The 22,431-nt window shown below is 60.7% G+C and carries 18 protein-coding genes; 15 read left to right on the forward strand and 3 right to left on the reverse strand.

Features of this window, described 5'->3' with window-relative positions; all coding sequences use genetic code 11:
- Positions 1–7: 7 nt before the first annotated feature.
- From AB5Y47_RS05035 to AB5Y47_RS05045, 3 genes are all read left to right on the forward strand, one after another.
- On the forward strand, positions 8–1,510 hold the full coding sequence (locus AB5Y47_RS05035) for a hypothetical protein (protein ID WP_368219961.1): 1,503 nt from the start codon (positions 8–10) through the stop codon (positions 1,508–1,510).
- A 132-nt stretch (positions 1,511–1,642) separates the two neighbouring features.
- The gene (locus AB5Y47_RS05040; RefSeq protein WP_368219963.1) at positions 1,643–8,956 is read left to right on the forward strand and encodes an LPD38 domain-containing protein; all 7,314 of its coding nucleotides are present in this window, start codon (positions 1,643–1,645) and stop codon (positions 8,954–8,956) included.
- Positions 8,957–9,028: 72 nt separating this feature from the next.
- Positions 9,029–9,232 (forward strand): hypothetical protein, encoded by a 204-nt coding sequence (locus AB5Y47_RS05045; protein WP_171268995.1) that lies wholly within the window; start codon positions 9,029–9,031, stop codon positions 9,230–9,232.
- 37 nt (positions 9,233–9,269) lie between these two features.
- Here the strand turns inward: AB5Y47_RS05045 and AB5Y47_RS05050 are convergent, their stop codons facing one another.
- Both AB5Y47_RS05050 and AB5Y47_RS05055 read right to left on the reverse strand, forming a co-directional pair.
- Positions 9,270–9,749 carry a hypothetical protein gene (locus AB5Y47_RS05050; protein WP_368219965.1) on the reverse strand — a complete coding sequence of 160 codons (480 nt, stop codon included), beginning with the start codon at positions 9,747–9,749 and terminating at the stop codon, positions 9,270–9,272.
- Positions 9,750–9,782: 33 nt separating this feature from the next.
- A complete protein-coding gene (locus AB5Y47_RS05055) occupies positions 9,783–10,130 on the reverse strand; it encodes an Arc family DNA-binding protein (protein WP_368219966.1) in 348 nt (115 codons plus the stop codon).
- A 152-nt stretch (positions 10,131–10,282) separates the two neighbouring features.
- Between AB5Y47_RS05055 and AB5Y47_RS05060 the strand changes: the two genes are divergently transcribed.
- From AB5Y47_RS05060 to AB5Y47_RS05075, 4 genes are all read left to right on the forward strand, one after another.
- Positions 10,283–10,453 (forward strand): Arc family DNA-binding protein, encoded by a 171-nt coding sequence (locus AB5Y47_RS05060; RefSeq protein ID WP_368219967.1) that lies wholly within the window; start codon positions 10,283–10,285, stop codon positions 10,451–10,453.
- 84 nt (positions 10,454–10,537) lie between these two features.
- On the forward strand, positions 10,538–11,338 hold the full coding sequence (locus AB5Y47_RS05065; RefSeq protein ID WP_368219968.1) for a phage antirepressor KilAC domain-containing protein: 801 nt from the start codon (positions 10,538–10,540) through the stop codon (positions 11,336–11,338).
- A 255-nt stretch (positions 11,339–11,593) separates the two neighbouring features.
- Positions 11,594–11,716, forward strand: coding sequence for a hypothetical protein (locus AB5Y47_RS05070; protein WP_256821984.1), 123 nt, complete (start codon positions 11,594–11,596; stop codon positions 11,714–11,716).
- 281 nt (positions 11,717–11,997) lie between these two features.
- Positions 11,998–12,882 carry a 6-carboxytetrahydropterin synthase gene (locus AB5Y47_RS05075; protein ID WP_346198578.1) on the forward strand — a complete coding sequence of 295 codons (885 nt, stop codon included), beginning with the start codon at positions 11,998–12,000 and terminating at the stop codon, positions 12,880–12,882.
- 67 nt (positions 12,883–12,949) lie between these two features.
- On the opposite strand, the gene AB5Y47_RS05080 is transcribed toward AB5Y47_RS05075, so the two are convergent.
- The gene (locus AB5Y47_RS05080; protein ID WP_041215416.1) at positions 12,950–14,962 is read right to left on the reverse strand and encodes a methyl-accepting chemotaxis protein; all 2,013 of its coding nucleotides are present in this window, start codon (positions 14,960–14,962) and stop codon (positions 12,950–12,952) included.
- A gap of 256 nt (positions 14,963–15,218) precedes the next feature.
- On the opposite strand from AB5Y47_RS05080, the gene hinT reads away from it, so the two are divergent.
- From hinT to secD, 8 genes are all read left to right on the forward strand, one after another.
- Positions 15,219–15,569: a purine nucleoside phosphoramidase gene (hinT, locus tag AB5Y47_RS05085; protein WP_010674343.1), complete on the forward strand. Its 351-nt coding sequence runs from the start codon at positions 15,219–15,221 to the stop codon at positions 15,567–15,569.
- Positions 15,569–16,990 (forward strand): COG3014 family protein, encoded by a 1,422-nt coding sequence (locus AB5Y47_RS05090; protein WP_368219970.1) that lies wholly within the window; start codon positions 15,569–15,571, stop codon positions 16,988–16,990. Before hinT ends, AB5Y47_RS05090 begins: the two co-directional genes overlap by 1 nt.
- 68 nt (positions 16,991–17,058) lie before the next feature.
- Positions 17,059–17,457 carry a YcfL family protein gene (locus AB5Y47_RS05095; RefSeq protein WP_010674345.1) on the forward strand — a complete coding sequence of 133 codons (399 nt, stop codon included), beginning with the start codon at positions 17,059–17,061 and terminating at the stop codon, positions 17,455–17,457.
- Positions 17,457–18,053 (forward strand): penicillin-binding protein activator LpoB, encoded by a 597-nt coding sequence (gene lpoB, locus AB5Y47_RS05100; RefSeq protein ID WP_010674346.1) that lies wholly within the window; start codon positions 17,457–17,459, stop codon positions 18,051–18,053. Before AB5Y47_RS05095 ends, lpoB begins: the two co-directional genes overlap by 1 nt.
- Positions 18,043–18,906, forward strand: coding sequence for a phosphotransferase (locus AB5Y47_RS05105; RefSeq protein ID WP_045525162.1), 864 nt, complete (start codon positions 18,043–18,045; stop codon positions 18,904–18,906). The genes lpoB and AB5Y47_RS05105 overlap by 11 nt, the downstream gene beginning before the upstream one ends.
- Before the next feature lie 51 nt (positions 18,907–18,957).
- Complete coding sequence (locus tag AB5Y47_RS05110; protein WP_042017226.1) at positions 18,958–19,818, forward strand: DUF6279 family lipoprotein; 861 nt, start codon at positions 18,958–18,960, stop codon at positions 19,816–19,818.
- Between the two features lie 106 nt (positions 19,819–19,924).
- Positions 19,925–20,392, forward strand: coding sequence for a hypothetical protein (locus AB5Y47_RS05115; protein WP_045525161.1), 468 nt, complete (start codon positions 19,925–19,927; stop codon positions 20,390–20,392).
- Positions 20,393–20,540: 148 nt separating this feature from the next.
- Positions 20,541–22,343, forward strand: a complete 1,803-nt coding sequence (gene secD, locus AB5Y47_RS05120) for a protein translocase subunit SecD (protein ID WP_029314367.1) — start codon at positions 20,541–20,543, stop codon at positions 22,341–22,343.
- Positions 22,344–22,431: the final 88 nt, after the last annotated feature.

The raw sequence follows: 22,431 nt of genomic DNA on the forward strand, positions 1-22,431 counted from the left end.
GGGCATGATGAGCGTATCGGGATTGGCGGAAGGTTTTCTGGCTGGCTTCAACACCATGGACCGCTACCAGCGGGGCCAGAAAGAAGATGAGCGGATGGAGAGGTCAATGGGCCTGCGTGATGCCATGTGGCAGAACGAGCAGGAGCGGCAGAAAAAGGATGACGCTCGGTATGAGGACGAAACCAAATATAACCGAGGTCGCCATAAGGTTGACGACGACAGATGGAACTTAGAATACGCAGGACGGCAAAAACAACTGGAGTTGGATAATAAGCGCGCCAACGCGATGCTGAGCCTTAACGTGGAGCAAAATAAAAGGGCCCAAGAGTCTCACGCACTGGCCGTGGCAAAGAACAATCGGGACCAGTGGTGGCTCGACAATGAGGTGCCGTTCAATATGGCGACAGCAGCGCTGGGGCGAGGAGAGCAAATTACACCAGAGCAAGATGCTTTGTTGAACCATGAATATGCCGCCGGGCGAAATCCATACCGCGTGTTTGGTGACCCGCAATGGCACCGGAGTTCTGACACTGTTTATCAAGGGATGAAAGCAATCATTAACAACCCGGACGCCAGGGTCTGGGATATGGGGAAAATGCGTGAGGCAATTAATACTCCCGAGATGACGCAAGCTCTGACCTATATGGTCAAGGGCAATCTCGAAAAAGGTATTGGGACCGTCACCCCCACAGGAGTAATTAAGTCATATGGAGAGGTGGAGGTTGTTCCAACAGGCCGCGGGACATTCTTCCTTCAGGCCCCTGTGACCTACATCAACCCAAAGACTGGTGAAGAAACTGTCAAAGATGCCCCTATAACCGAGGGCCGAACTGGTGACCCGAGCGACCCCGTCAAGGAGCTCACCCCCCAGAGGTTGATTCAATACTTCGGCAAGGCGCGCCAGGTCAGCCAGCAGATCCAGCAAAACCCAGAACAATGGGAGAACTTTCTTGTACAGATCGGTGTTAATCCACCGGCTGACTATAAAGGGCTGAAGGCTGCCCTGGCTGATCTCCACAAGCAAGAAGCCAAGGCGCTGGCCGATGGCGGGGATCCGGCCACGGTCAAAGCGGCATTTGATGAGGCCAGAGAAAGCTTGCCGTCTGTCTACGGGGTGAATACTGGCGGGACACCTGGTGCGGCACCCTCTGGTGTCAATCCTGAGCAGTGGAGCCAGAGCAACCCTGAACGCCAGCAGTTTATGAGGGAGGCTGAGCAGGGGGGGTGGCTTGGCAGCTATCTTGAAAGCCCGGAAAAAATGGACGGTGCCTTTGAGTTATGGCGCCAAGCTGTTGCGAAAGAGGAGGCAGCCAAGCAAGCGGCGGTGTCTGCTGAGAAGGTGCGCAATATGGAAGGGGGTAAAAATAAACCGCACAACTACCGCGCAGCAGAAGAGGCGGCCGTGAATACGGTTATTGCACCATTTACTAATGGACAGCCGACGCTCAACAAGGCACCAGATGGTGCGGCGGCCTATCAGGCGATGAGCCTGGCCCAGGCTCGCCGATAGTTGCCTTTCACCTACCCCAGCGTTAGCATCTCTCCATCGTCGGTCAGTCTGCATGCTGATCGCCCCATCTCAAAAGCCCCGAACGGTTCGCCGCTCGGGGCTTTTCTTTTGCATAAAGCCGAGGCCACTCGAATGGACAAGCACAGTCTCCGTGACGCATCCCTGCCACAACCGCTGCAATCTGACTCTCGAGGAAAGCAGTTCTGGGATGGCATCAACAGTCAGCTTTCATCACCGCCCGCAGCTGCGGCCCCAAAGCGAGACCTCGAAACAGAATGGAGTGATTATCCTAAGGCGGTGGGCGCTGGCGCACTGGATCTCGTGGGCGGCATTGGTGAGCTGGCACGGCAGGCAAGCAACTTCGGCAAAGAGAATGCCGGGAAGCAGGGGGGCGACTACCTGGAACAGGCTCGTGCCAATATGGCCAATAAGCTGAGCCCGTTGCTGGATGTGGTCGCAGGTGCAGGCGATCTGGCCGCATCTGGGGCAGAGTCTCTGAATGATGGGATGAGTGCTGACGCCAAGGAGGCACTGGGACGCCGACTGGTCGATGAAACGCCAGAAGGCCGGTTGACCCTGGGGGATGGCGCAGGGGATATCGATGTCTGGGCGATGAAAATGGCGCAGGGCGTTGGCTCTTTGCTACCGACACTCGCCGCTGGCGGGGTGACTGGGGTGGCCGCCAAAGCCTCTATCGGCCGCGCTGTCACCGCATCCATGATCAAGCGTGGCGTGACCCAGGAGGTAGCCGAAGCGGTTGCCGCCAAGGCCGTGTCCAAAATTGCCACCGGCGCCGCCGTCACCACTGGTGCGACCGGGTCAGTCGGCAGTGCGGGGGTGAACACTCGTGACACCGTGCTGGGCATGAGCTTTGACGAGCTGGCGGCCAGCGACACCTTCCGCCAGTCGTTTACTCGCATCGACCAGGATCAGCAGACCTCCCATCTCTCTGATGAGGAAAAGTTGGGGCTGGCCCGGGAGGAAACGGCCAACTTGGCCAGCCGCGCCACCATGAGTGATGCCAAGGTGTGGGGAGCTGCCGCCATGGGCTCCATGATGGGCGACGCCATGCTGTTCAAGATGCTGGCTGGCAAGGCTGCAGCAGGTGGTGTGCTGAAAGGGGCAGGCAAGGGGGCGGTAGGTGAGGGGGTTGGTGAGACCCTGGAAGAGGGTGTCCAACAGTACGCCATCAACGAATCGTTGAATGAAGTGGCCGCCGCTGATATCGACCCGATGAAGGGGGTCATGTCGAGCGCGATCGAGGGCGGCTTGATAGGGATGGGGACAGGTGGTGCGGTAGGTGCTGTCGGTGGGGCGCGAGGCGGTAAGCATGCCAGCCAGGAAGATGGCGTTGGGACCGATCTGGTTGCAGAGCCTTCCGCGCCGGTGACGGAGGACGCTGCTGACCTAGCAGTGGATCCGGTCTCTGCATTCGGTCCACAGGAGGGTGGCGAGCAGGCGCCCTCCGCCACACAGGCTGAGGGAGATCTGAACCCGCTCGGTCCCAGCGGCAGCCAGTTTGACGAGCTGCGTGATGTTCCCGCCTATCTGCGTCAAGACGATACCGCCGATCGTTTCAAGGGGATGGCGCAGGATAGCGACGTTCAGCGAGCCTTGGCCGGTGAGTACGGGCGGTCGGTGCAGGATCTGGTTACGGCCCAGATGCAGGCTGGCGACCAGGGCAAGAGCCTTTATGAACTCGCCCAGGCTGGGGATCTCGGGGTTGACCCGTTCGCAGGAAACAAGAGCGCCCAGCAGGTAGCCATGGAGAACCAGCGCCCAGCCCTGCCGCTCAAGGATGTGATCTTCGCCGGCGATGCGAATGCCAAACCCGTGGGGGAGGCTGTGGCAGCCCCAGGGGATCATGATGACCAACAGGCAGGCCCTGGCCCGCAGTTTCGAGGTGGTGAGCGCACCCGTTGGCAGAACGGGCAGGAGGGGGATCTGCTTCCGCCTGAGGCTGCTACCGCCCACCCTGCCGGCGAGCTGCCGGGAGCCGTGATCGATGGCGAGTCCCGCGAGGTGGGTACAGAGCTCCCGCACCGCGATGTGATATACGGCGCCGATAACCGCCAGCCGGATGCAACCCATATCAAGGATGATGCGACCGCCAGTGCTGAGCCCGACTCCATTTTTGGCCCGCTCAGGACCCTTCGCATAACCCGCAAAGGCAAGCCGTTCGCCAGTGAGAAAGAGGCTGCCATGGCCAGCCGCAAGGGCAAGGAAACCCCGGTTCCCCTCAAGGGTGGTGGTTTCGGCGTGGCAGAGATTGCCGAGATAAAGCAGGTGAGGGCCGAACAGCCCACCCCCAGCCAGCCCCAACAACTCGCACCGGCCGTCGATACCGGCTACCGCGATGTTATCCCTTCCAGCGAACAATCCGAGGTGACCCATGGCCAGCCTACCCCGATACCTGCAATCAGCAGTGAGCGACCAGGTGATCAGCCTGGCGCAGGCGATCCGGTTGCAACAGGTGTTGGACAAACCCCTGCCGAACTCGCGGAGCGAGCTGGACCCGGAGATCCGGCAGATGGCGCTTCTCTTGCACCTGTACCTGTCACCCAACCAGGAGAGGAAAATGCACTGACAGCCCCGGCACCTGCCGGGGTTGCTGTATCTGAATGGGGGCAACCTGAGCAAGCCCGCGCGACTGCTGGGCCAGCGGCAGCGCCGACACCCTGGTCGGGGATGATCGATAACCCTGACGGCACCATCACCCTGGAAGGGGAAGTGGCGGCCCTCAAGTCGTGGGCGAAGGATAACGGCGTGAAGGCGATCCCGGGCAAGGGTGGCCTGGTAGTGTCCACGACTTCGGTAGCGAAGGTGCGACAGCTCACCACGCCTGCCACCAGTGAACCGGTGCGGCAGATTGAAGCGGCCCGCGCCGAGATAGCGCCGGAGCCCACCGAAGCACAGAAGGAAGCGGGGAACTACAAGAAGGGGCACATCAAGCTGCAGGGGCTGGATATTGCGCTCGAGAACCCCAAAGGCTCCACCAGATCCGGTACCGCTCAGGATGGCAAGGCGTGGCAGTCAACCATGACCCATGACTACGGCTACATTAAACGCACCCTGGGGGCGGACGGAGATCATGTCGATGTGTTCATCGGTGACAAGCCGGATAGCGAGACGGTCTATGTGGTGGACCAGGTGGACCCCATAACCGGCAAGTTTGACGAACACAAGGTGATGATGGGCTTTTCCGATGAGCAGGCCGCCCGGGAAGGCTACCTTGGCAACTACGAGGCGGGCTGGAAAGGACTGGGTGCCATCAAGGCGATGCCGGTGGAATCGTTCAAGCGCTGGGTGAAGGAGGGGGATACCACCAAGCCAGTCGCCAAGAAAGTCCGCATGTCTCAGCAGCGGGAGGGACTGTCCGCTGACGATGTGGCTCAGATTGTTTCTGACTTTAGACGTGAGTATAAAGGGGCTCAGTCACTCGACTTTATTGTTGGTCAAACTCAAGAGGACCTTTATGGACCAGAAGGCAGCCCCGAGCAAATTGGATGGCGGGATGGGGGATACCTCCCCGGCAAGCAGCAAGTCCACCTCATCGCAGACAGCATCACCCGCAGAGCCGGGCGTCAGGGTGTTCACGAAGGCGCAGGGGGAGAAAGAGGGGTATCTGGAGATCCCCGTCTTTTACAGCAGAACAGACCTGCGCCACGAAATGAACGGGGTATGGGAGGAGTTGAAAGAGCAAAAGCGGAAGTCGTCTCTACGTTACGTCATGAGGTCCTGGGTCACTATGGCCTGGACACGTTTACGCCTGAAAATAAGCGAGCTCTCCTCCAAAAGCTGAGTGATGCCAAAAGTGAGAAATGGCTTGCTCCTGCCTGGTCAGAAATCTCCCGCCCGGAGATGTATGGCGATAAAAGTGAGCAGCACCAGGCGGAAGAGGTGTTTGCCCACCTTACTGAAAACGAGTTGCCGTCGCGCACCATCCAGGCATGGAACGGTATCAAGACCGAGTTCTCCCGCATGTTGCGCAAGGCCGGTTTGGCAAAGGGCCCCATCAAGGAGCACGAGCTCGATAGCCTGATCCGGGCTGTTGGTGAAGGCATTCGCAGCGGAAAGCGCACCCGCCAGAACATCCGTACGGGCGAAGAGGTGATCGGCAAGCAAGCCGATGAGCCAGCCAAGGACGACAAGCCTGAACGCATAATCCGCTTCTCAAAGCAGGCAATGGCACAAGGGGACAAGCCGGCCAAGCACCTGACCCGTAAAGAGGCTGAGCTGGTTTCCCATGGTTGGTTCAAGCAGTACCGGGGGGCGAGCGGCATCAAGGTACAGATCCACGCCACCCAGGGGGAGCTTGAAGGGGCCCTGGGGCTGGATGCCAAGGAGGGATTGATCCGCCGCGCCGCGTTTGACGACGATGCCGGCACCCTACACGTAGCTGCGGACACCATTTCCGACCCCAAGCGGATGCGCGAGATCCTGCGCCATGAGGTGCTGGCCCACTATGGCCTGGCCAATGTCCTGGGTGACGGGGAATATACCAAGCTGATGAGCCGCCTCATCCAGTCCCAGAAGGACCCCAGCATGAGGCCGGTGTGGGACTGGGTGAACACCCATTACGCCGATGAGGACATCGGCACCCAAGCCGAGGAAGTGGTGGCCCACCTCGCCGAAGTCGAGCAGGGGGCCTGGGGCCGTGGCTGGGATCGGGTCGTGGCCATGGTCACCCGGGCGCTGCGTGCGGTCGGCTTTGTACCTGATGGCATTACCGCCGCGGAGACGCGTTCCCTGATCGAGGGGCTGGGCAAGAAGTTGCAGCGTAGCGGCCCAGACGACAGCGGGCCGGATGGCGGCAAGAAGTTCAGCCAGGAAGCCGAGCGGCCAGCCCAGAAAGGCGGTATCAAGATGAGCCAGGCCAGTACCGCAGCTGATGCGGCCATGGAGAAGCTCAACCTGGGACCCAAGCCAGACATCATCGACAAGACCAAAACCAACCTGAACAAGCTCCGTCAAGTTGACCGTGGCGTGGTCAGCTCATGGGTTGATCGCGTCATCAAGAAAGCCAATACCGAGGTGCTCGACGCGCTGGCCCCCATCAAGTACGCCGAGGAGGCTGCCGGCATTACCAATGCTGCTGACTCCGGTTATGTGGCGGCACGGATGGCGACGGGGGCCGCCTCCACCATGCAGGCGACCATGCTTTACGGTTTGCCGGAGTGGAAGGATGGGGTGATCCAGCGCAAGGCGGGTACTGGCGAGAAGGATGCGCTGCTCGGCATCTTTGCTGATCTGGGGGCTGACCTGCATAACTGGCTGGGTTGGATGGCTGGCCACCGGGCCGAGCTGTTGCTGGCCCAGGGGCGTGAGAACCTTCTCGACGCCCAGGACATCGCTGCCCTCAAGGCTCAAGGTAAAGGCAAAGAGGCCAAGTTTCTTGACGCCAAAGCGCGCTGGAATCGGCTCAATGCCGCTACCCTGGACCTGGCACAAGAAGCTGGGCTCTTCACCAAAGAGGCCCGGGCGGAGTTCGAAAGCGAGTGGTACATCCCCTTCTTCCGTGAATCCGACGATGGCGATGTGATCGCTCCCTTCAAGCCGAGGGGCATTGCCAACCAGAACGCCGGTATCAAGAAGCTCAAGGGGGGCGATGCCAACACCAACGACCTGCTCGAGAACATCTTCACCTCCACCTCCAAGCTGATCGACGCGTCCATGAAGAACATGGCGGCCCAGAAGACGGTTTGGAACCTGGCGGATACCGGCATCATCGAGGTCATCCCGAAGCCAAACAAGATGGATTACCAAGCCCTTGCCAATGGCAAAGACAGGATCATGGTCAAGCTGGAGGGGGAGGACTACATGATCCGGGTTGAGGATCCGGACCTCTATCGCGCTATGACCTTCTTCGACCGCAAGCCGTTCGGCGCCATGGTCAATGTGGCGGCCAAGGCCAAGCGCATCTTAACGGCAGGCATCACCGCGTCCCCCGAATTCATGCTGCGCAACTTCCTGCGCGACTCCCTCTCCAGCTGGGCCATCAGCAAGGATGGCTTCAAGCCGATGATTGATTCCATCAAAGGGGTGAGGAAAACGTGGCACATGGACGGAAGCACCATTGACGTAATGTTCAGCGGAGCCTCCTTCCTGGGCGGTTACGTGAATGGCAATGACCCAGAGGCGATGGCCGATACCGTGCGTAAGTCGCTGCGACGCAAGGGGATGACCCCGGAGCAAATCGCCCGCTACGAGAAGAGCTTCATCCGCAATGCGGCGCATGCCAAGGGCGTGGTGGCAGACGCATGGGAAAAATACAGCAGGGTGGGTGAGGCGGTTGAAAACGGGAACCGTGAAGCTGTTTATGACGCTGCCATCAAGGCCGGGAAGAGCCACGCCCAGGCGGCGTTCGAGTCGAAGGACCTGATGGATTTCTCCATGCTCGGTGCGGCTCGCACAATTCAGCTCATGTCCCAACTGCTGCCGTTCTTCAATGCCCGGGTGCAGGGCCTTGGCAAGCTGACCCGTGAGCTGCGAGACAACCCGCGAGCCATCGCCAAACGCGCAGGCATGATCACGGCTGCGAGCCTGGCGCTATTGGCCCACAACTGGGACGATGAGCGTTATGAGGGGTTGCCGGACTGGGATAAAGACGCCAACTGGCACTTCTGGCTTGGTGATCACCATTGGCGGATCCCCAAGCCGTTCGAGATTGGCGTGCTGTTCGGTACCATCCCCGAGCGCATGGCCCGGGCCCTGGGTGACAAGGACACCGGGGCCCAGTTCGGTAAGGCGGTGGCCAGGGCGATAGGTGACACCTTCGCCCTCAATCCGATCCCCCAGATCGCAAAGCCGGTGGTGGAGACAACGGTAAACTATGACTTCTTCAAGGGTGGCCCCATCGACGGCCCACAGGACCTGAACGTCCAGGCAGAGGCACGCTACAACGAGCAAACCAGCCTGCTGATGCGCGAGCTGGGGGAGCTCACTGGCTTCTCGCCGAAGCAGCTTGAGCACCTGATTATCGGTTACACCGGCACCATGGGCAGCTATGTGATGGCTGCCGCTGACGGTCTGATCCGAGCCTCTCGACCGGGTGAGTCCGCGAGCTGGAGGGCCGACGAGATCCCATTGGTGAAAGCGGTGTACCGCGGCACTGGCCCTGCAAAGTCCACTCAGCACATGGAGGAGTTCTACCGGATGCTGAACGAGGTGAACCAGCTCAAGCGCACCGTTGACCAGTACCGCAGTGAGGGGCTCACAGATAAGGCCCGCGAGCTGCTGGAGGAGCAGGGTGGGATCTTGAAGTCGCGCCGCAGCCTGAGCCGCACTCAGCAGCAGGTCCGGGTGGTGCGCAACAAGATCGAGCTGATCCAGCGCGATCGCACACTGGCCGCAGAGGAGAAGCGCCGGCGCATTGATGAGATGCTGGCCCGCCGTAATGACCTAGTGTATCAGGCGGTAAACAAGAACAAGGCGAACTGGGAGTAAGGGGGAATAGCGGCCCTGGCTTGCCCCGGACAACAGGGGGTAAGCTGGGCCCTGACCAGTGAGGACCTGACCATGTGGATACTGTTTGCGTTGATAATGATGGTGGTGGCGCTCAAGGCGTTCAGCTTTAGCTTCACCCTGGCGCTGATACCCTTTGCTGCCGGGTGTTGGTGTTTCAGCAAATCCAACCGGGAGAGCTTGGAGACCTTTATGGCATTCAGCTTTATGTCTACCCTGATTGGATTTGCTATCTATACAGCAATGATATTCCTGTGAGGATAATCATCACGTAATTGTTGTCATTTATATAAATCTATATGGCATTTTTTTCTGCGACTCTTTTACTGTTCGTGGAATTAAATGCTTCAACAAAACCATTCGCAGAAAAGAGGAGTTTAAAACTATTGTCGTATGTAGTCACCTCAACAATTTTCTTACGCTTAAACTCAGATATCACATAATCAGTGCCTGCTGATGTGATAGGAAAGAACGTTTTCCACTGTCCACTACATGCTTGACCATATTTCACTAAAGTACCATTAATATTCAATGGCTCGTGAGAATGAGTTGTTTGTTCAGATTCTTTACATTTTTCAGGTTCGTAACGCTGGATGTAAATGTTGAGCCCACCGCTGACTGTTTTACTAAGCGAGGCAAAGATGCCATCATTTATACTGTCTCTAATTGTGTAGTCACCACTTTTTGCCATATACCATTTATTCATTTCCTCTTGCTCACCAGCAAGAGAGGATGTGGCGATGGTAAAAAAAGTAATTGCCAATATAATTTTCATAAAACCCCCAATCAATATCCCGAATCATTATATTTATTTTTTTTGTTTTTTCATTTCTTTTGTGATGTTTTCCAGCATATCTCTCATTTCTCGAAGCTGCTCAGTTATGCCATCAGGGTTGTATCGTGGATCGTGTTTATCGATCTCATGAGGGGTGAGAATGGTTCCTGGTGGCATCATTAGCGCTGCACGGTCGATGTGAATACCATCAAGGAGCTTCACACCACTCTCAACAAGTTCTGCGTCTTCTTCAAAAGTCCTTTGAAGCCGATGAACGATCTCTGCGTTCATCGTTCGGCCAGCTGCAGCTGCAGCTTCATGGATGGCAGTGTGTAGCTCCCTTGGTAGGCGCAACGCAGTCTTCTGTATGTCTTTGCTCATGAGGTGTGACTTTGGTTTGTTCAGTAAGCATTAGCTTAACAAAAGCAATAGGTGAATTCATTCGGACTTTATCAAATCACTTGCCTTCACTATGAAGTCTAACTATCATTAATTTAGACTTCACAGTAAAGTCTAAGTGAGAAGGAGGAGTGATGATAGAAGACAAGGTACGCAACACATCCCTGCGCTTACCGCGTGAGATACGCGATTGGTTAACGAACCGAGCAGCAGATAACTGCCGCAGCTTCAACGGTGAGATCACTATGATCCTGAAGCAGCAGATGGAGAGGGAGCAAGATAGTGGGAAAGCAGAGTCGGTCTGATGCCAGAAAGAGTTCGACCCCAACTGGTGGAACAGTTGAGGCCGAGAGATGTAAACCCACCACGCAAATGATTGGAGTTACTTTATGATTATACAACAACAGTATCAGCAAACCAAAGTTTTGGCAGAGCCGCTGAATTCCATGCCGGTAATCGCCGGGGTGGAGATCACCACCGACGAGGCGGGGCGGTTCAACCTGAACGCCCTTCACCGGGCCAGTCAACTTGGTTCGAGCAAAGCCCCAGCTCAGTGGTTGCGCACCAAGCATGCGCAGGAGCTGGTCGCTGAGGTGGAAAAACAAACTGTGCAAATTTGCATAGTTTCCATTGAAGGCCGCAACGGCGGCACTTTCGCCCACGAATTGCTGGCGATCTCCTATGCCGGTTGGATCAGTCCCGCCTTCCAGCTCCAGGTCAATCAGGTGTTTCTGGATTACCGTACCGGCAAGCTGGGCCCGGTCACCCCTCAACTGACCACCATGGAGATCCTGCAGATCGCCATGCAGTCAGAGCAGGAACGGTTGCGCTTGGAGGCAGCCAATCACAAGCTGGAGCTGCAGGTGGAAGCGGCCAAGCCCAAGGTGGAGGCGCTGGATCTGATCGCCACTGCCGATGGCTCGCTGAACCTGACCGAGGCCGCCAAGGCGCTGCAACAGCAGCCGAAGAAGTTCAACCAGCACCTGTGCAGCCAGCGCTGGATCTACAAACGCGCCGGCGGCAAGCAGTGGCTCGGCTACCAGGACAAGGTGCAGCAGGGGCTGGTTGAGCACAAGGTGACGATGGTGCCCCTGGCTGAGGGCGGAGAGCGCCTTTGTGAGCAGGTTCGTATCACTCCGAAGGGGCTTACAAAGTTGGCTCAGCAGTTCAGTGTAGGCGGTGTGCAATGAGCGCCGCCCAACTGCAGGTTGAGTTGAATGCACTGCTGGGGGAGTTGGAGGTTATCGACCTCTGTCCTCAGGAACGCCGGGCGCTTGTTGACAGGATCCAGCGCATGATGCCTGACAAAGCTGACTGATACTGATGGGGCTGCGGCCCCATTTTTAATACCCAAATCAGTCCGAAAATGATAAATTCAAGAAATGCACTGTATAGGTATACAGTATTTCACAGTCGAGAGACTGGGAGAGCAAGGGGGAGATCGGATGGAATCACTACTAAGCGAACTGGAAGAGTTTGTTGAGACGCTGGACCTGGCGCCTGAGGAGGAGAACAAGATCGCGCGCATTCTGGAAAAACTTCGCGATGAAGCCACCGTGTCAGCGTGATGCGGAAGGATTCGGATTGGCCCGCCATTGAGCGGGCTTTTCTATGCCTGCGTGATACGAGATTCTTAGGTAATTGCTTGGGGCATTTTTGGGGCAAAAAGAGGGGTAAAATACGGGGAAATGCGGTGTTTGATGGGATACATCCGAGGCAATAAAACTGGCCTCAAGCCTTATGCCAAGCGGCTTGGCAATGGATCCTGATAGAAATCAATCATTCCTTTGCCGATAATCCGGGGTCATAATATCGCAAACTGCACTTTCTCTGTAGCAAGGCCTGAGTAATGAAGTTATTTGTTAGAGATTTGACTGTGATCGATTCCAGCTATTTATGCGAGCGCCGCGGCATGGTGGGCGAGAGCTGGCTGGTGGACATCGAGATGAGTGGCGAGCTCAACGAGATGAGCATGCTGCTGGACTTCGGTCGGGTGAAGAAGCTCATCAAGTCGATCATCGACGAAGAGGTGGATCACAAGCTGCTGGTGCCGACGGAATGTCCCCTGGTCCATGTCAACGCGCTGGACAACGACGAGAGCACCGTGGATCTGCTGCGTCCGGGTCGCGCCATTCACCTGCGCTGCCCGACCCAGGGGTTTGCCTTCATTCCCGCCCCCCAGGTGGATAAAGAGTCGGTGACCCGCTATCTGCTGGGGGTACTGGCCAAGCGTCTGCCCGGCAACATCAAGGATCTCTCCCTGACGTTGCGCTCGGAGCGCATCGAGGGCGCCTTCTACCACTACAGCCACGGCCTCAAGAAGCACGACGGCAACTGCCAGCGCATCGCCCACGGCCACCGCTCTCCCGTCGAGATCCTGGTGGATGGAGAGCGTGACGAGGAGCTGGAGTTCAACTGGGCCGAGCGCTGGGCCGACATCTACCTGGGCACCGAAGAGGACAGGGTGGCCCTTGGCGAACTCGCCCTGAGCGAGCGGGCCGAGGCGTCACTGAAAGAAGGGGACGCTCACTACATCGGCTTCAAGTACGTGGCGCCCCAGGGGCTGTTCCAGCTCGCCATGCCGGCGGTGGAGGTGGAGATGATCGACACCGACACTACCATCGAGCTGCTGGCCCACTACATCGCCCGCGAGGTGAAGAAGCAGGTAGGGGACAAGTTCGTCAAGATTGTCGCCTATGAAGGGGTCGGCAAGGGCGCCATCGCCTACGCCTGAGCCAGGTTCTTCGCTGCCATGAAAAGGCCCCGCCAATGCGGGGCCTTGTCGTATCGGGTCGTGGCCATCAGGCACTGAGGCGGAAGCGCTGGACCAGCCCCTCCTGCTGCTCGGCAAGGGAGTCGAGCTGCTGGCTGGTCTCGGCGACCCGCTCTATGCCCTGATAGTTGAGATCCGAGATGTCGGAGATGCGGTTGAGGTTGGTGGCGATGTCGGCGCTGGTGGCCTGCTGCTGCTCGGCGGCGGAGGCTATCTGGCTGGACATGTCGCTGATGAGCACCACGATGCCCTGTACCTCTTCCATGGCGTTGTTGGCCTGGGAGCTCTGATCCACGCAGCTGTCCATCTCGCGGGAGCACTCCTGCATCACGTTGACTGCCCGGGCGACGCCTTGCTGCAGGTTCTCGATCATGGTCTGGATTTCGCTGGTGGACTGGGCGGTGCGGCCAGCCAGGTTGCGCACCTCGTCGGCCACCACCGCAAACCCGCGTCCCTGCTCGCCGGCGCGGGCCGCCTCGATGGCGGCGTTGAGGGCCAGCAGGTTGGTCTGCTCGGCGATGCCGCGGATGACGTCGAGGATGTTGCCAATCTGGCCGCTCATGGCGCTCACGTCGCCAATCACCTTGCCGGTCTGCTGCAGCTTGCCCGCGAGCTGGTGGGTGGTGGTGATGTTGCCTGCCATCACCTTGCGCCCCATCTCGGAGGCTTTCTCCACATCCTGCACCCGCTCCAGGGTCTGGTTGGCGGCCTGGGCCACCTCCCGCACCGAGGCCTCCATCTGGGTCATGGCGGCGGCGACCGAGGCGGTCTCCTGACGCTGTTTCTCCAGATCCGCCCGCACCGATTCGGTGGTGTGGCGGTTGTCGTGGGCGGCGCTGTTGAGCTGGGTCGAAGCCTGGGAGAGCTGCTTGAGCACATCCCCCATCTGGTGGATCAGCAGGTTGATCTGGCTGGCGAGCTGGCCGAATTCGTTCTGGCTCTTGAAGCCGACGCGCTGGGTCATGTCGCCCTGGGTCACCTCGGTCAGCACCCGCAGCAGCTCTTTCAGGGGGCGGCGGATGGCCTTGCCCAGGGTGAAGGCCACCAGGATGGCGACGAAGATGGCGATGGCGATGCTGATCCCCTGGGTCAGGGTACTCTGGGTCTGCACCCGATCGGAGGCCTGGATGCTGGCGTTCATCAGCTGCTGGCTCTGGGCGGTGATCCCCTCCAGCTTGTTCTGGATGCTGAGGATGAGCTGGCTAGCCTGCTTGCTCTGCTCGCGCATGGCCTGCTGCTGCTTCATCAGGGCCAGGTATTGGGAGAGCACGCCGTCATTGCCCGTGGTGTCGCGCACGAAGCCATGGACGTAGTGGCCCATGTTGTTGTCGAAGTCCTTGAGCTCCCCCTGGAGATCCTTGATGGTGCTGTTGAAGCCCTCGATCTGCATCTTGTTGCGCTTGAGCGCCGCCTCGATGGGGGCGGGGATGCTCTGGTTGAGGGCATCCATGGTGGAGAGCTCGATGGCGGAGAGCTTGGTGGTCAGGGTCTCGGAGAGCATCTTGATGAAGCTGTCGTCGATGGTGACCATCATGTCCCCCAGGTTCTTCTTGAACTGGGGCAGGCTGACCTGGAACTGACCCTTGGCCTGATTGACCTTGTGCAGCCGGGTGAGCAGGGCCTCGTGTTCGCCGGGCAGGGTCTGGGTCAGTTGCAGGTAGTCATCCACCAGCTTGACGAGGGCAGTCATGTCCGCCTGCAACTGGGGATGAACCGCCACCTGCTGTTTGAGGCTGGCGACCATCTTGTCGACCTGGCCCTTGGCCTGTTGCAACTCGGCCACTTCCGCCGGCAGTTGCTTGAGATCCTGCTCGGTCAGCACGTCGGTGAGCCATTTGTTGGCGCTGAGCAGGCTTATCTGGGTCTGGCTGCTGGCGAGTACCAGCGGCATGGACTCCTGGGTCACCTGATCCAGGGCGCCGCTGAGTTCGCTCTGGCCGCGAAAGGTCAGTACCGCACTGGCGACCATGACGGCGACCAGGATGGCAAAGCCCAGATAGACTCTCTGTAGGATCGAGAGGTCTGACATTGTTTGTTTCATTATTGTCCCGCTGTCTGTGCAAAAGTCCCTTGCCTGAGTACCCCGTCCCTTTGATACCCTGCATGCCCCGAAGGGGATGCCGTTGTGGTTCGCGGGACGTCTCCTCGCTATCGGTATTCTTCACAATAACTGAAGCGATTGGGACAACGGCTGTGCCAAATGTCGGCTTGTGTCACACTTGGCGCGTTGCGGCGGCCTGTTTGGGAGCCGCTTGAGCTTTGTATTGAATTTTCTTTTTCCTATAAAGGAGTTACCCATGGCGCAAGAAACCATTTTCAGCAAAATCATCCGCAAGGAGATCCCCGCCGACATCCTTTATCAAGACGATCTGGTGACCGCGTTTCGCGACATCCAGCCCAAGGCCAAGACCCATATCCTGATCATTCCCAACGTGCTCATCCCCACCGTCAACGACGTGGAGCCGGATCACGAGTTGGCGCTGGGCCGGATGTTCACCGTGGCCCGCAAGCTCGCCAGCGACGCGGGCATCGCCGAGGACGGCTACCGCCTCATCATGAACTGCAACCGCCACGGCGGGCAGGAGGTCTATCACATCCACCTGCACCTGGTCGGTGGCGAGCCCCTGGGACCCCTGCTGAGCCTGTGATGCGCCTCGTTCCGTCGACCGGCCTGCTGTTGGCCGGTCTGCTGCTGGGGGGCTGTGCCTCCCAGTGGAAAGACATGTTCGTCTCCTACTCGGATCAGATGGTGCCCCTGCGCAACCAGCTGCTGCTGGGCCATGCCGCCGAGGCCCTGCCCGAGGTGCGCGAATCGACCCCGGGGGACGACACCTTCGTGCTCGACCAGCTGGAGAAGGGGCGCATCGCCTGGCTGGCGGGTCAGGACGGCCCCAGCAAGCAGGCCTTTGCCGCCGCCGACAGCCGGCTTGTGTGGGAAGACAATCAGGCCGAGTACCGCCTGAGCCAGGGACTGGCCCAGGCGGGCAGCCTGCTCACCAACGATCAGACCCTGGCTTACCAGGCGCCCGATTACGAGCGCACCATGCTGCACCACTATCTGGCGCTCAACTACTTGCAGCGGGGGGATGCCGACGGCGCCCTGGTAGAGGTGCGCCGTGCCAATCAGGTGCAGGAGCAGGCCCTTAAACGGCGGGCCGACGAGGTGCGCGAGGCCGCGCAGGAGGGGGATCGGGAGGACGAAGCCGGGGAGATGCGCCAGCTGATGTCGCGCGGCGCCCCCGAGCTTGATCGCCTGATAGGCCAGGTGAAAAACGGTTTCCAGAACGCCTACACCTTCTATTTCTCCGGCGTGCTCTACGAGGCGGCCGGGGATCTCAACGACGCCTGGGTCGATTACCAGCGCGGCTACCAGATAGCGCCGGACAACCAGAGCCTGCAGGATGCCCTGCTGCGCCTGGCCCGGCTTCGCGGCTCTCCCGAGGAGCTCAAGGAGACCGAGCAACGGATGGGCCGCAAGGCGCCGCCCTTGGCCAAGGATCAGGGCCAGCTGGTGGTGCTGTTTGAAGATGGCCTGATCCCGGCGCGCCGGGAGCTCTTCCTGCCGCTGCCCATCTCCACCTCCAGCGGCGATTTTCGTACCTTTACCGTGGCGGTGCCCTATTACGACAATCGGGCCAGCGACGGCGCCCCGCTCACCCTGTCGGTGGGCAAGGGGGTGGCGCAGACCAGCGAGCTGGTGAGGCTGGAGGCGCTGGCGGCCAAGGATCTGCAGGAGCGGCTGCCTGGCATGCTGACCCGGCAGGCCCTGCGGCTGGTGGCCAAGGAGCAGGTGCGGCGCACTGCCGCCAAGGAGGGGGGGGATGTGGGCAACATCCTGGTGGGGATCTTCAACACCCTCTCGGAGCGGGCGGATACCCGCAGCTGGCTGACGCTGCCCGCCAAGGCCTCGAGCTGGCAGGGGATGGTCCCGGCCGGGAACGTCACCCTGACCCTGGGGGCGGGCAGCGCCATGCGCACCCTGCCACTCAGCGTCCACGCCGGGCGCACCACCCTGGTGTGGGTACAGCGCCTGGGGAGCGTGCTCACGACCCGGGTGATGCCCCTCTAGGGGGAACCGGATATGGCAACTCAGATGAATGACCGGTCAGGCCGACGGCCACCGGCAAGGAGAACAAGATGAAAGCACAAGGGTTGGCCCTGGGCCTGGTTCTGCTGCTGACGGGCTGTGCCACCAATACTTCCGGCGTGGCGCTCTATGGCGCGGCCGGTGCGGCGGCGGTGGCCGAGCAGCATCAAAACGTCAACGTCACCCTGACCGAACTCAGCCGGCGCCAGCAGAACGGCCTGTTGCAGGTCAACGTGGCGGCGGCCAGCACCCAGCGTGGTGACAACACGCTGCAATATCTCTTCTACTGGTATGACGACGCGGGGCAGGAGGTGGCCAGCGATGGCCGCGGCTGGACCCCCCTCAAGCTGCATGGCTACCAGACCCGCACCCTGTCCGCCCTGGCGCCGAGCCCGGCTGCACGGGGTTACCGGATTTACGTTCGCGAAGTGATGGAGGAATCCTACTGATGAAAATGAATCATGCCCTGCTGATCCTGACCGGCGCCCTGCTGCTGGGCGGCTGCTCCAGCACCACCGTCAGCTATGGCGATCCCACCGAGACCGAGACGGTGACCGTCGATTACGGCTCCTCCGACTTGCAGGCCATCGCCGACAAGATGGCGGATTCCATGCTGGCGTCCCCGGCCACCAGCGAGATCACCGCCGGGGGCCGCCCGGTGATGTTCATGGACTCCATCCGCAACAAGACCTCGGAGCACATCGACACCGAGGCCATCACCGACACTATCCGCACCAAGCTGCTGCGCTCGGGCAAGTTCCGCTTCGTGGACATGAGCAAGGTGGCGGCGGTCAAGCAGCAGCTCGAATACCAGCAGGGCAGCGGCATGGTGGATCCCGCCACCATGGTGCGGCTCGGCAAGCAGACCGGTGCCCGCTACATGGTCTATGGCAACCTCGCCAGCATCGTCAAGGACAACGGCAAGGTGAAGGACGTCTACTACCAGATGACCATGAACCTGATGGATGTGGAGAACGGCGAACTGCTGTGGGCCGATCAGAAAGAGATCCGCAAACAGGCCAAGAAGTCCACCTTTGGCTGGTGAGGACCCGCGGGGGCAGGGGGATCTGGCGGAGCTGGCGCTCCTCGCCAGCCTGCCGGCGCCCTGGGATCAGGGGCGCCTTGAGCCACTTGGCCAGGGCCTGACCAACGGCAACTACCGGCTCAGCCTCCCCACTGGCGAGCAGGCCTTTCTGCGCCGCGGTCATCCTGATCCGGTGCGCCTTGGCATCGACCGGGCCACCGAGTGGCAGCTCTACCAGGGGGCGGTGGGGCAGGGGCTGGCGTTGCCCTGTCATCACGGCGATCCCGCCACCGGCCTGATGCTGCTGGCGTGGTGCGATGAACCCAACTGGGCCGAGCAGGCGCCGCCTCTCGCCGCGCAACCCCGCCTGATGGCGGATGTGCTGGTGCGGCTGCACCGCCTGCCGGTGCCGACCGTGGTGATGGCGGTGCGGGCCCACAGCGGCGGGTATCGGCAGCGTCTGGCCCATATCCCTCCCTGGCTGCCCGCGCTGGAGCGGGCCCTGCTCGCGAGCCGGGAGCCGGACGACTGCTGGCTCCCTTGCCATCACGATCTCAATCCGGCTAACTTGTTGGGGTCGCGACCCTGGGTCATCGACTGGGAGTACGGCGCCGCCGGTCATCCTGGGTTCGAGGTCGCCAGCATCCAGCGCACCCACGGCTGGAGTGAAGAGCAGCGGTGCCAGTTGGAGAGCTGCTATCTTGAAGCCATGGACGGGGCAGCGACGGGGCCGGGGCCCCGGGGATTCCAGGCCGATGCCTTTCTGCCCTGGGTCGATTACATCGGCCTGCTGTGGGCGCTGCTGATGGCCGAACAGCAACCCGGGCCCGAGTATCAGGCCCTGATCGACATCAACCGCCAGCGCCTGGAGTGATGCCCGGCAACGGCCCGCGCGACGCGTGTATTCAATGAATGGGAGGCATGCATGGTGACCACATTCTCATGGCGTCAACCGCGTAGCTGGAGCCTGCTGCTGCTCTGCCTGCTGCTGACGGGTTGCGCCACCCGGGTGATCTACTACTGGCTCGACTCGGCCATCGTCTGGCAACTGGATGACTACTTCTCCCTGGACCGCAGCCAGAAGAAGCTGCTGGACCAGGAGGTGAAGGGGCTGATGGCCTGGCACCGGCAGCATGAGCTGCCCATCTATGCCCGGGATCTCGACGCCCTGGCCAAGGCGGTGGCCAGCCCCATGAGCCCGGCCCAGGTGACCCTGCATCTGGACAGAACCCAGGCGAGCCTGACCCGTACCCTGGAGAACGCCATTCCCCGCACGGTGCGCCTCGCCAAGACCCTGACCGACGATCAGGTGGCTCGCTTCATGGCCGATCGGGTGAAGCGCCAGCAGGAGCGCCAGCACGATTTTGCCACCCAGTCGAAGGCCGAGATGATCAAGGGCTTTCGGGAGAAGATGAACGAGCGCCTGGTGTTCTGGATTGGCAAGGTGAAGCCGGCCCAGGAGCCTCTCATCACGCAGTGGGCCGAGTGGCAATACGAGATGATGGCCCCCTGGCTCGACTTCCAGGAGGCCTGGACCAAGGAGCTTGATCGGCTGATGAAACAGCGCCAGAGTCCGGATTTCGGCCAGGAGCTGACCCGCTTGCTCCAGCAGGGGGACGGCCTGATGGATGGCCGCTTCACCGGCTACACGGACCAGTCCCGCCAGCGCACCATCCAGTGGCTGAGCGATCTCAGCCACTCCATGGATCTCTCCCAGCGGGCCCACCTCTACACCCTGCTCAAGGACTATGCCGAGGACTTCGAGGGCATGACCCGCAGCCGCTGAGGACGCGATGAGACAACACAAGGGCGGCGGGCCCCGGGCCTGCCGCCCTTGTTCTTGTGGGGCAGGCTGTGGTAGCTTGCCCTTTCTATTGTGTGGGAATTAACTTTTGAACCTGACCGACAACGTGAAACTGGCGGCGATGACCCTGCTCATCACCCTCGCACTGTTGTTCTCTACCCTCTCGGTGGAGGGGGTCAGGGTACCCGCGTTCCAGCCCTCGGCCCAGCAGGCCCACTCGCTGGCGGAGGGGGCGGCGCCTGCCGACGCAAGCCCGGCGGCCCACGGCGTCAGCGGCAGTGACGATGGCATCGTCAAGTTCGTCGGCTCCCACCAGAATCACCTGCTGCGCCTCGAGCACTCCCTGAGCCGCGATCATCAGCCCGGCAGCGTGGTCTACGAGCTGGTGATGAGCTGGTCCCAGCAGGCGATCCTGCTGCTGCTGTGCGGCCTGCTGTTCTATGCCGCCCTCTTCTACCCGGGGACGAGCTTTCGCGATCACTTCGCCGGCATTCACAGGCGCCGCCTGCAGCGCCGGCATCTGCAGTACCGCTTCGCCCAGAGCTTCCTCGCCTGATCCCGATGGGGTCAGCTTGCCACCTGTTGCCTCATCTTCTCTCTGTTGCTGTTCACTTTTAGTGAACGGCTAGGCTGTCTTGTTTCATTTTTTTGCACGGTGCGACCCCGGTGTCGCCCCTTGCCATCGCCTGACAGAGGCCGATTTCATGAGAAAAAAGAGTCATACCGTGTTGAACCGCATGAGCCTGTGGCAGTACGCCCTGTTGCTGCTGATGCTGGTCACGTTCGCGTTCTATTCCCTGCCCACCTTCTTCGGTGAGCAGCCCTCCCTCGGTCTGCACGGCCAGTCGCGCCTGAGCGACGCGCAGCGCACCCTGCTGGCCGAGAACCACATCGACCCCCTCAAGCAGATCGCCCAGGGTGGCCGGATGGCGCTGGTGTTCGCCAGCCAGGGGGAGCAGCAACTGGCCAAGCAGTTGCTGGAGCAGCAGGGGCTGGACAGCGCCGCCCTGACCCTGGAGTTCTACTCCAATGCCCCGGCCTGGATCAGCCGGCTCGGCGCCGACCCCATCAAGCTCGGGCTGGACCTGCGCGGTGGCTCCCAGCTGCTGATCGGGGTGGATGTGGATTTCGTCATCGACAACCAGACCAAGAACCTGGTGGATACCCTGCGCACCCGTTTTCGCGAGGCCAACCTGCGCGGCGCCAGCGTGATGCGCACCGCCCAGGGGAGCGTGGCCGTCACCCTGCCCGACGTGGCGGGGCAGGAGGCCTGGCTCTCCATCATCAAGGAGAGTGCCGGTACCCGCCAGGATCAGTGGACACTGAGCCGTTCCGGCAATGCACTGACCCTGGTGTTGAGCGACGCCGAGCGCACCCTGCTGGTGAACAACGCCGTGACCCAGAACCTGTCGATCCTGAAAAAGCGGATCAACGAGCTCGGCATCGTCGAGGCCTCGGTGGTGCGTCAGGGGCAGGACGGCATCCGCATCGAGCTGCCGGGGGTGCACAACCCCAAGCAGGCGAAAGAGGTGATCGGCGCCACCGCGTCCCTGGCCTTCTATGAAGCCAAGGCCGACAGCCGCTTCTTCATGGCGGATCGCAGCGGCCAGGCGGTGGGACTGGCCCGCCAGCCGGTGCTGAGCGGCGAGCACATCGTCGATGCCCGCGCCAATATGGGGGAGATGGGGCAACCCCAGGTCAACATCGTGCTCGACACCCTGGGGGGGAGCAAGATGAACCAGTTCAGCCGCCAGCACGTGGGCAAGCCCATGGCCACCGTCTTCACCGAGTACAAGACCAACGCCGAAGGCAAGCTGCGCGCCCGAAGCGAGGTGATCAACGTCGCCACCATCCAGACCGCCCTTGGCAACCAGTTCCGCATCACCGGGATTGGCAGCCTGCCCGAGGCCCAGGAGCTCGCCATGCTGCTGCGGGCCGGGGCCCTCACCGCGCCGCTGAAGATCCTGGAAGAGCGCAGCATAGGCCCGACCCTGGGTCTGCAGAACATCGAGGCGGGCTTCACCGCCCTGGCGTTCGGCATGGCGGGCATGATGCTGTTCATGATGGCCTGGTATCGCAAGTTCGGCTGGGTCGCCATCACGGCGCTGGTCGCCAACCTGCTGATGCAGGTGGGCATGCTGGCGGTATTGCCGGGGGCCGTGCTGACCCTGCCGGGGATCGCCGGTCTGGTGCTCACCGTCGGCATGGCGGTGGATACCCATGTGCTGATTTTTGAGCGGATCAAGGACCGGCTGCGGGAAGGGGGGAGCCTTGCCAACGCCATCGACTTTGGCTATCGCTCGGCGTTTCGCACCATCTTCGATGCCAACATCACCACCCTCATCTGCGCCGTGGTGCTCTATGCCATCGGCTCCGGGCCGCTGCAGGGCTTCTCCATCACCCTGATCCTGGGGCTCATCTCCAGCATGGTGACCGGCATCTGGGGCACCCGCGCCATCATCAACCCCCTGTGGGGCAACAGCCGCGCCAAGCTGCTGAGGGTATGATCATGAACCGACTTCATCACCATGACGCCGCGCCCGTGAGTCTGCATGACCTGCGCACCGACCACTTCCTGCCGGGAAGCCTGAACCA

It is taken from the genome of Aeromonas sp. R7-2 (genome assembly GCF_040908105.1).
GTDB classification, from domain to species: domain Bacteria; phylum Pseudomonadota; class Gammaproteobacteria; order Enterobacterales; family Aeromonadaceae; genus Aeromonas; species Aeromonas caviae.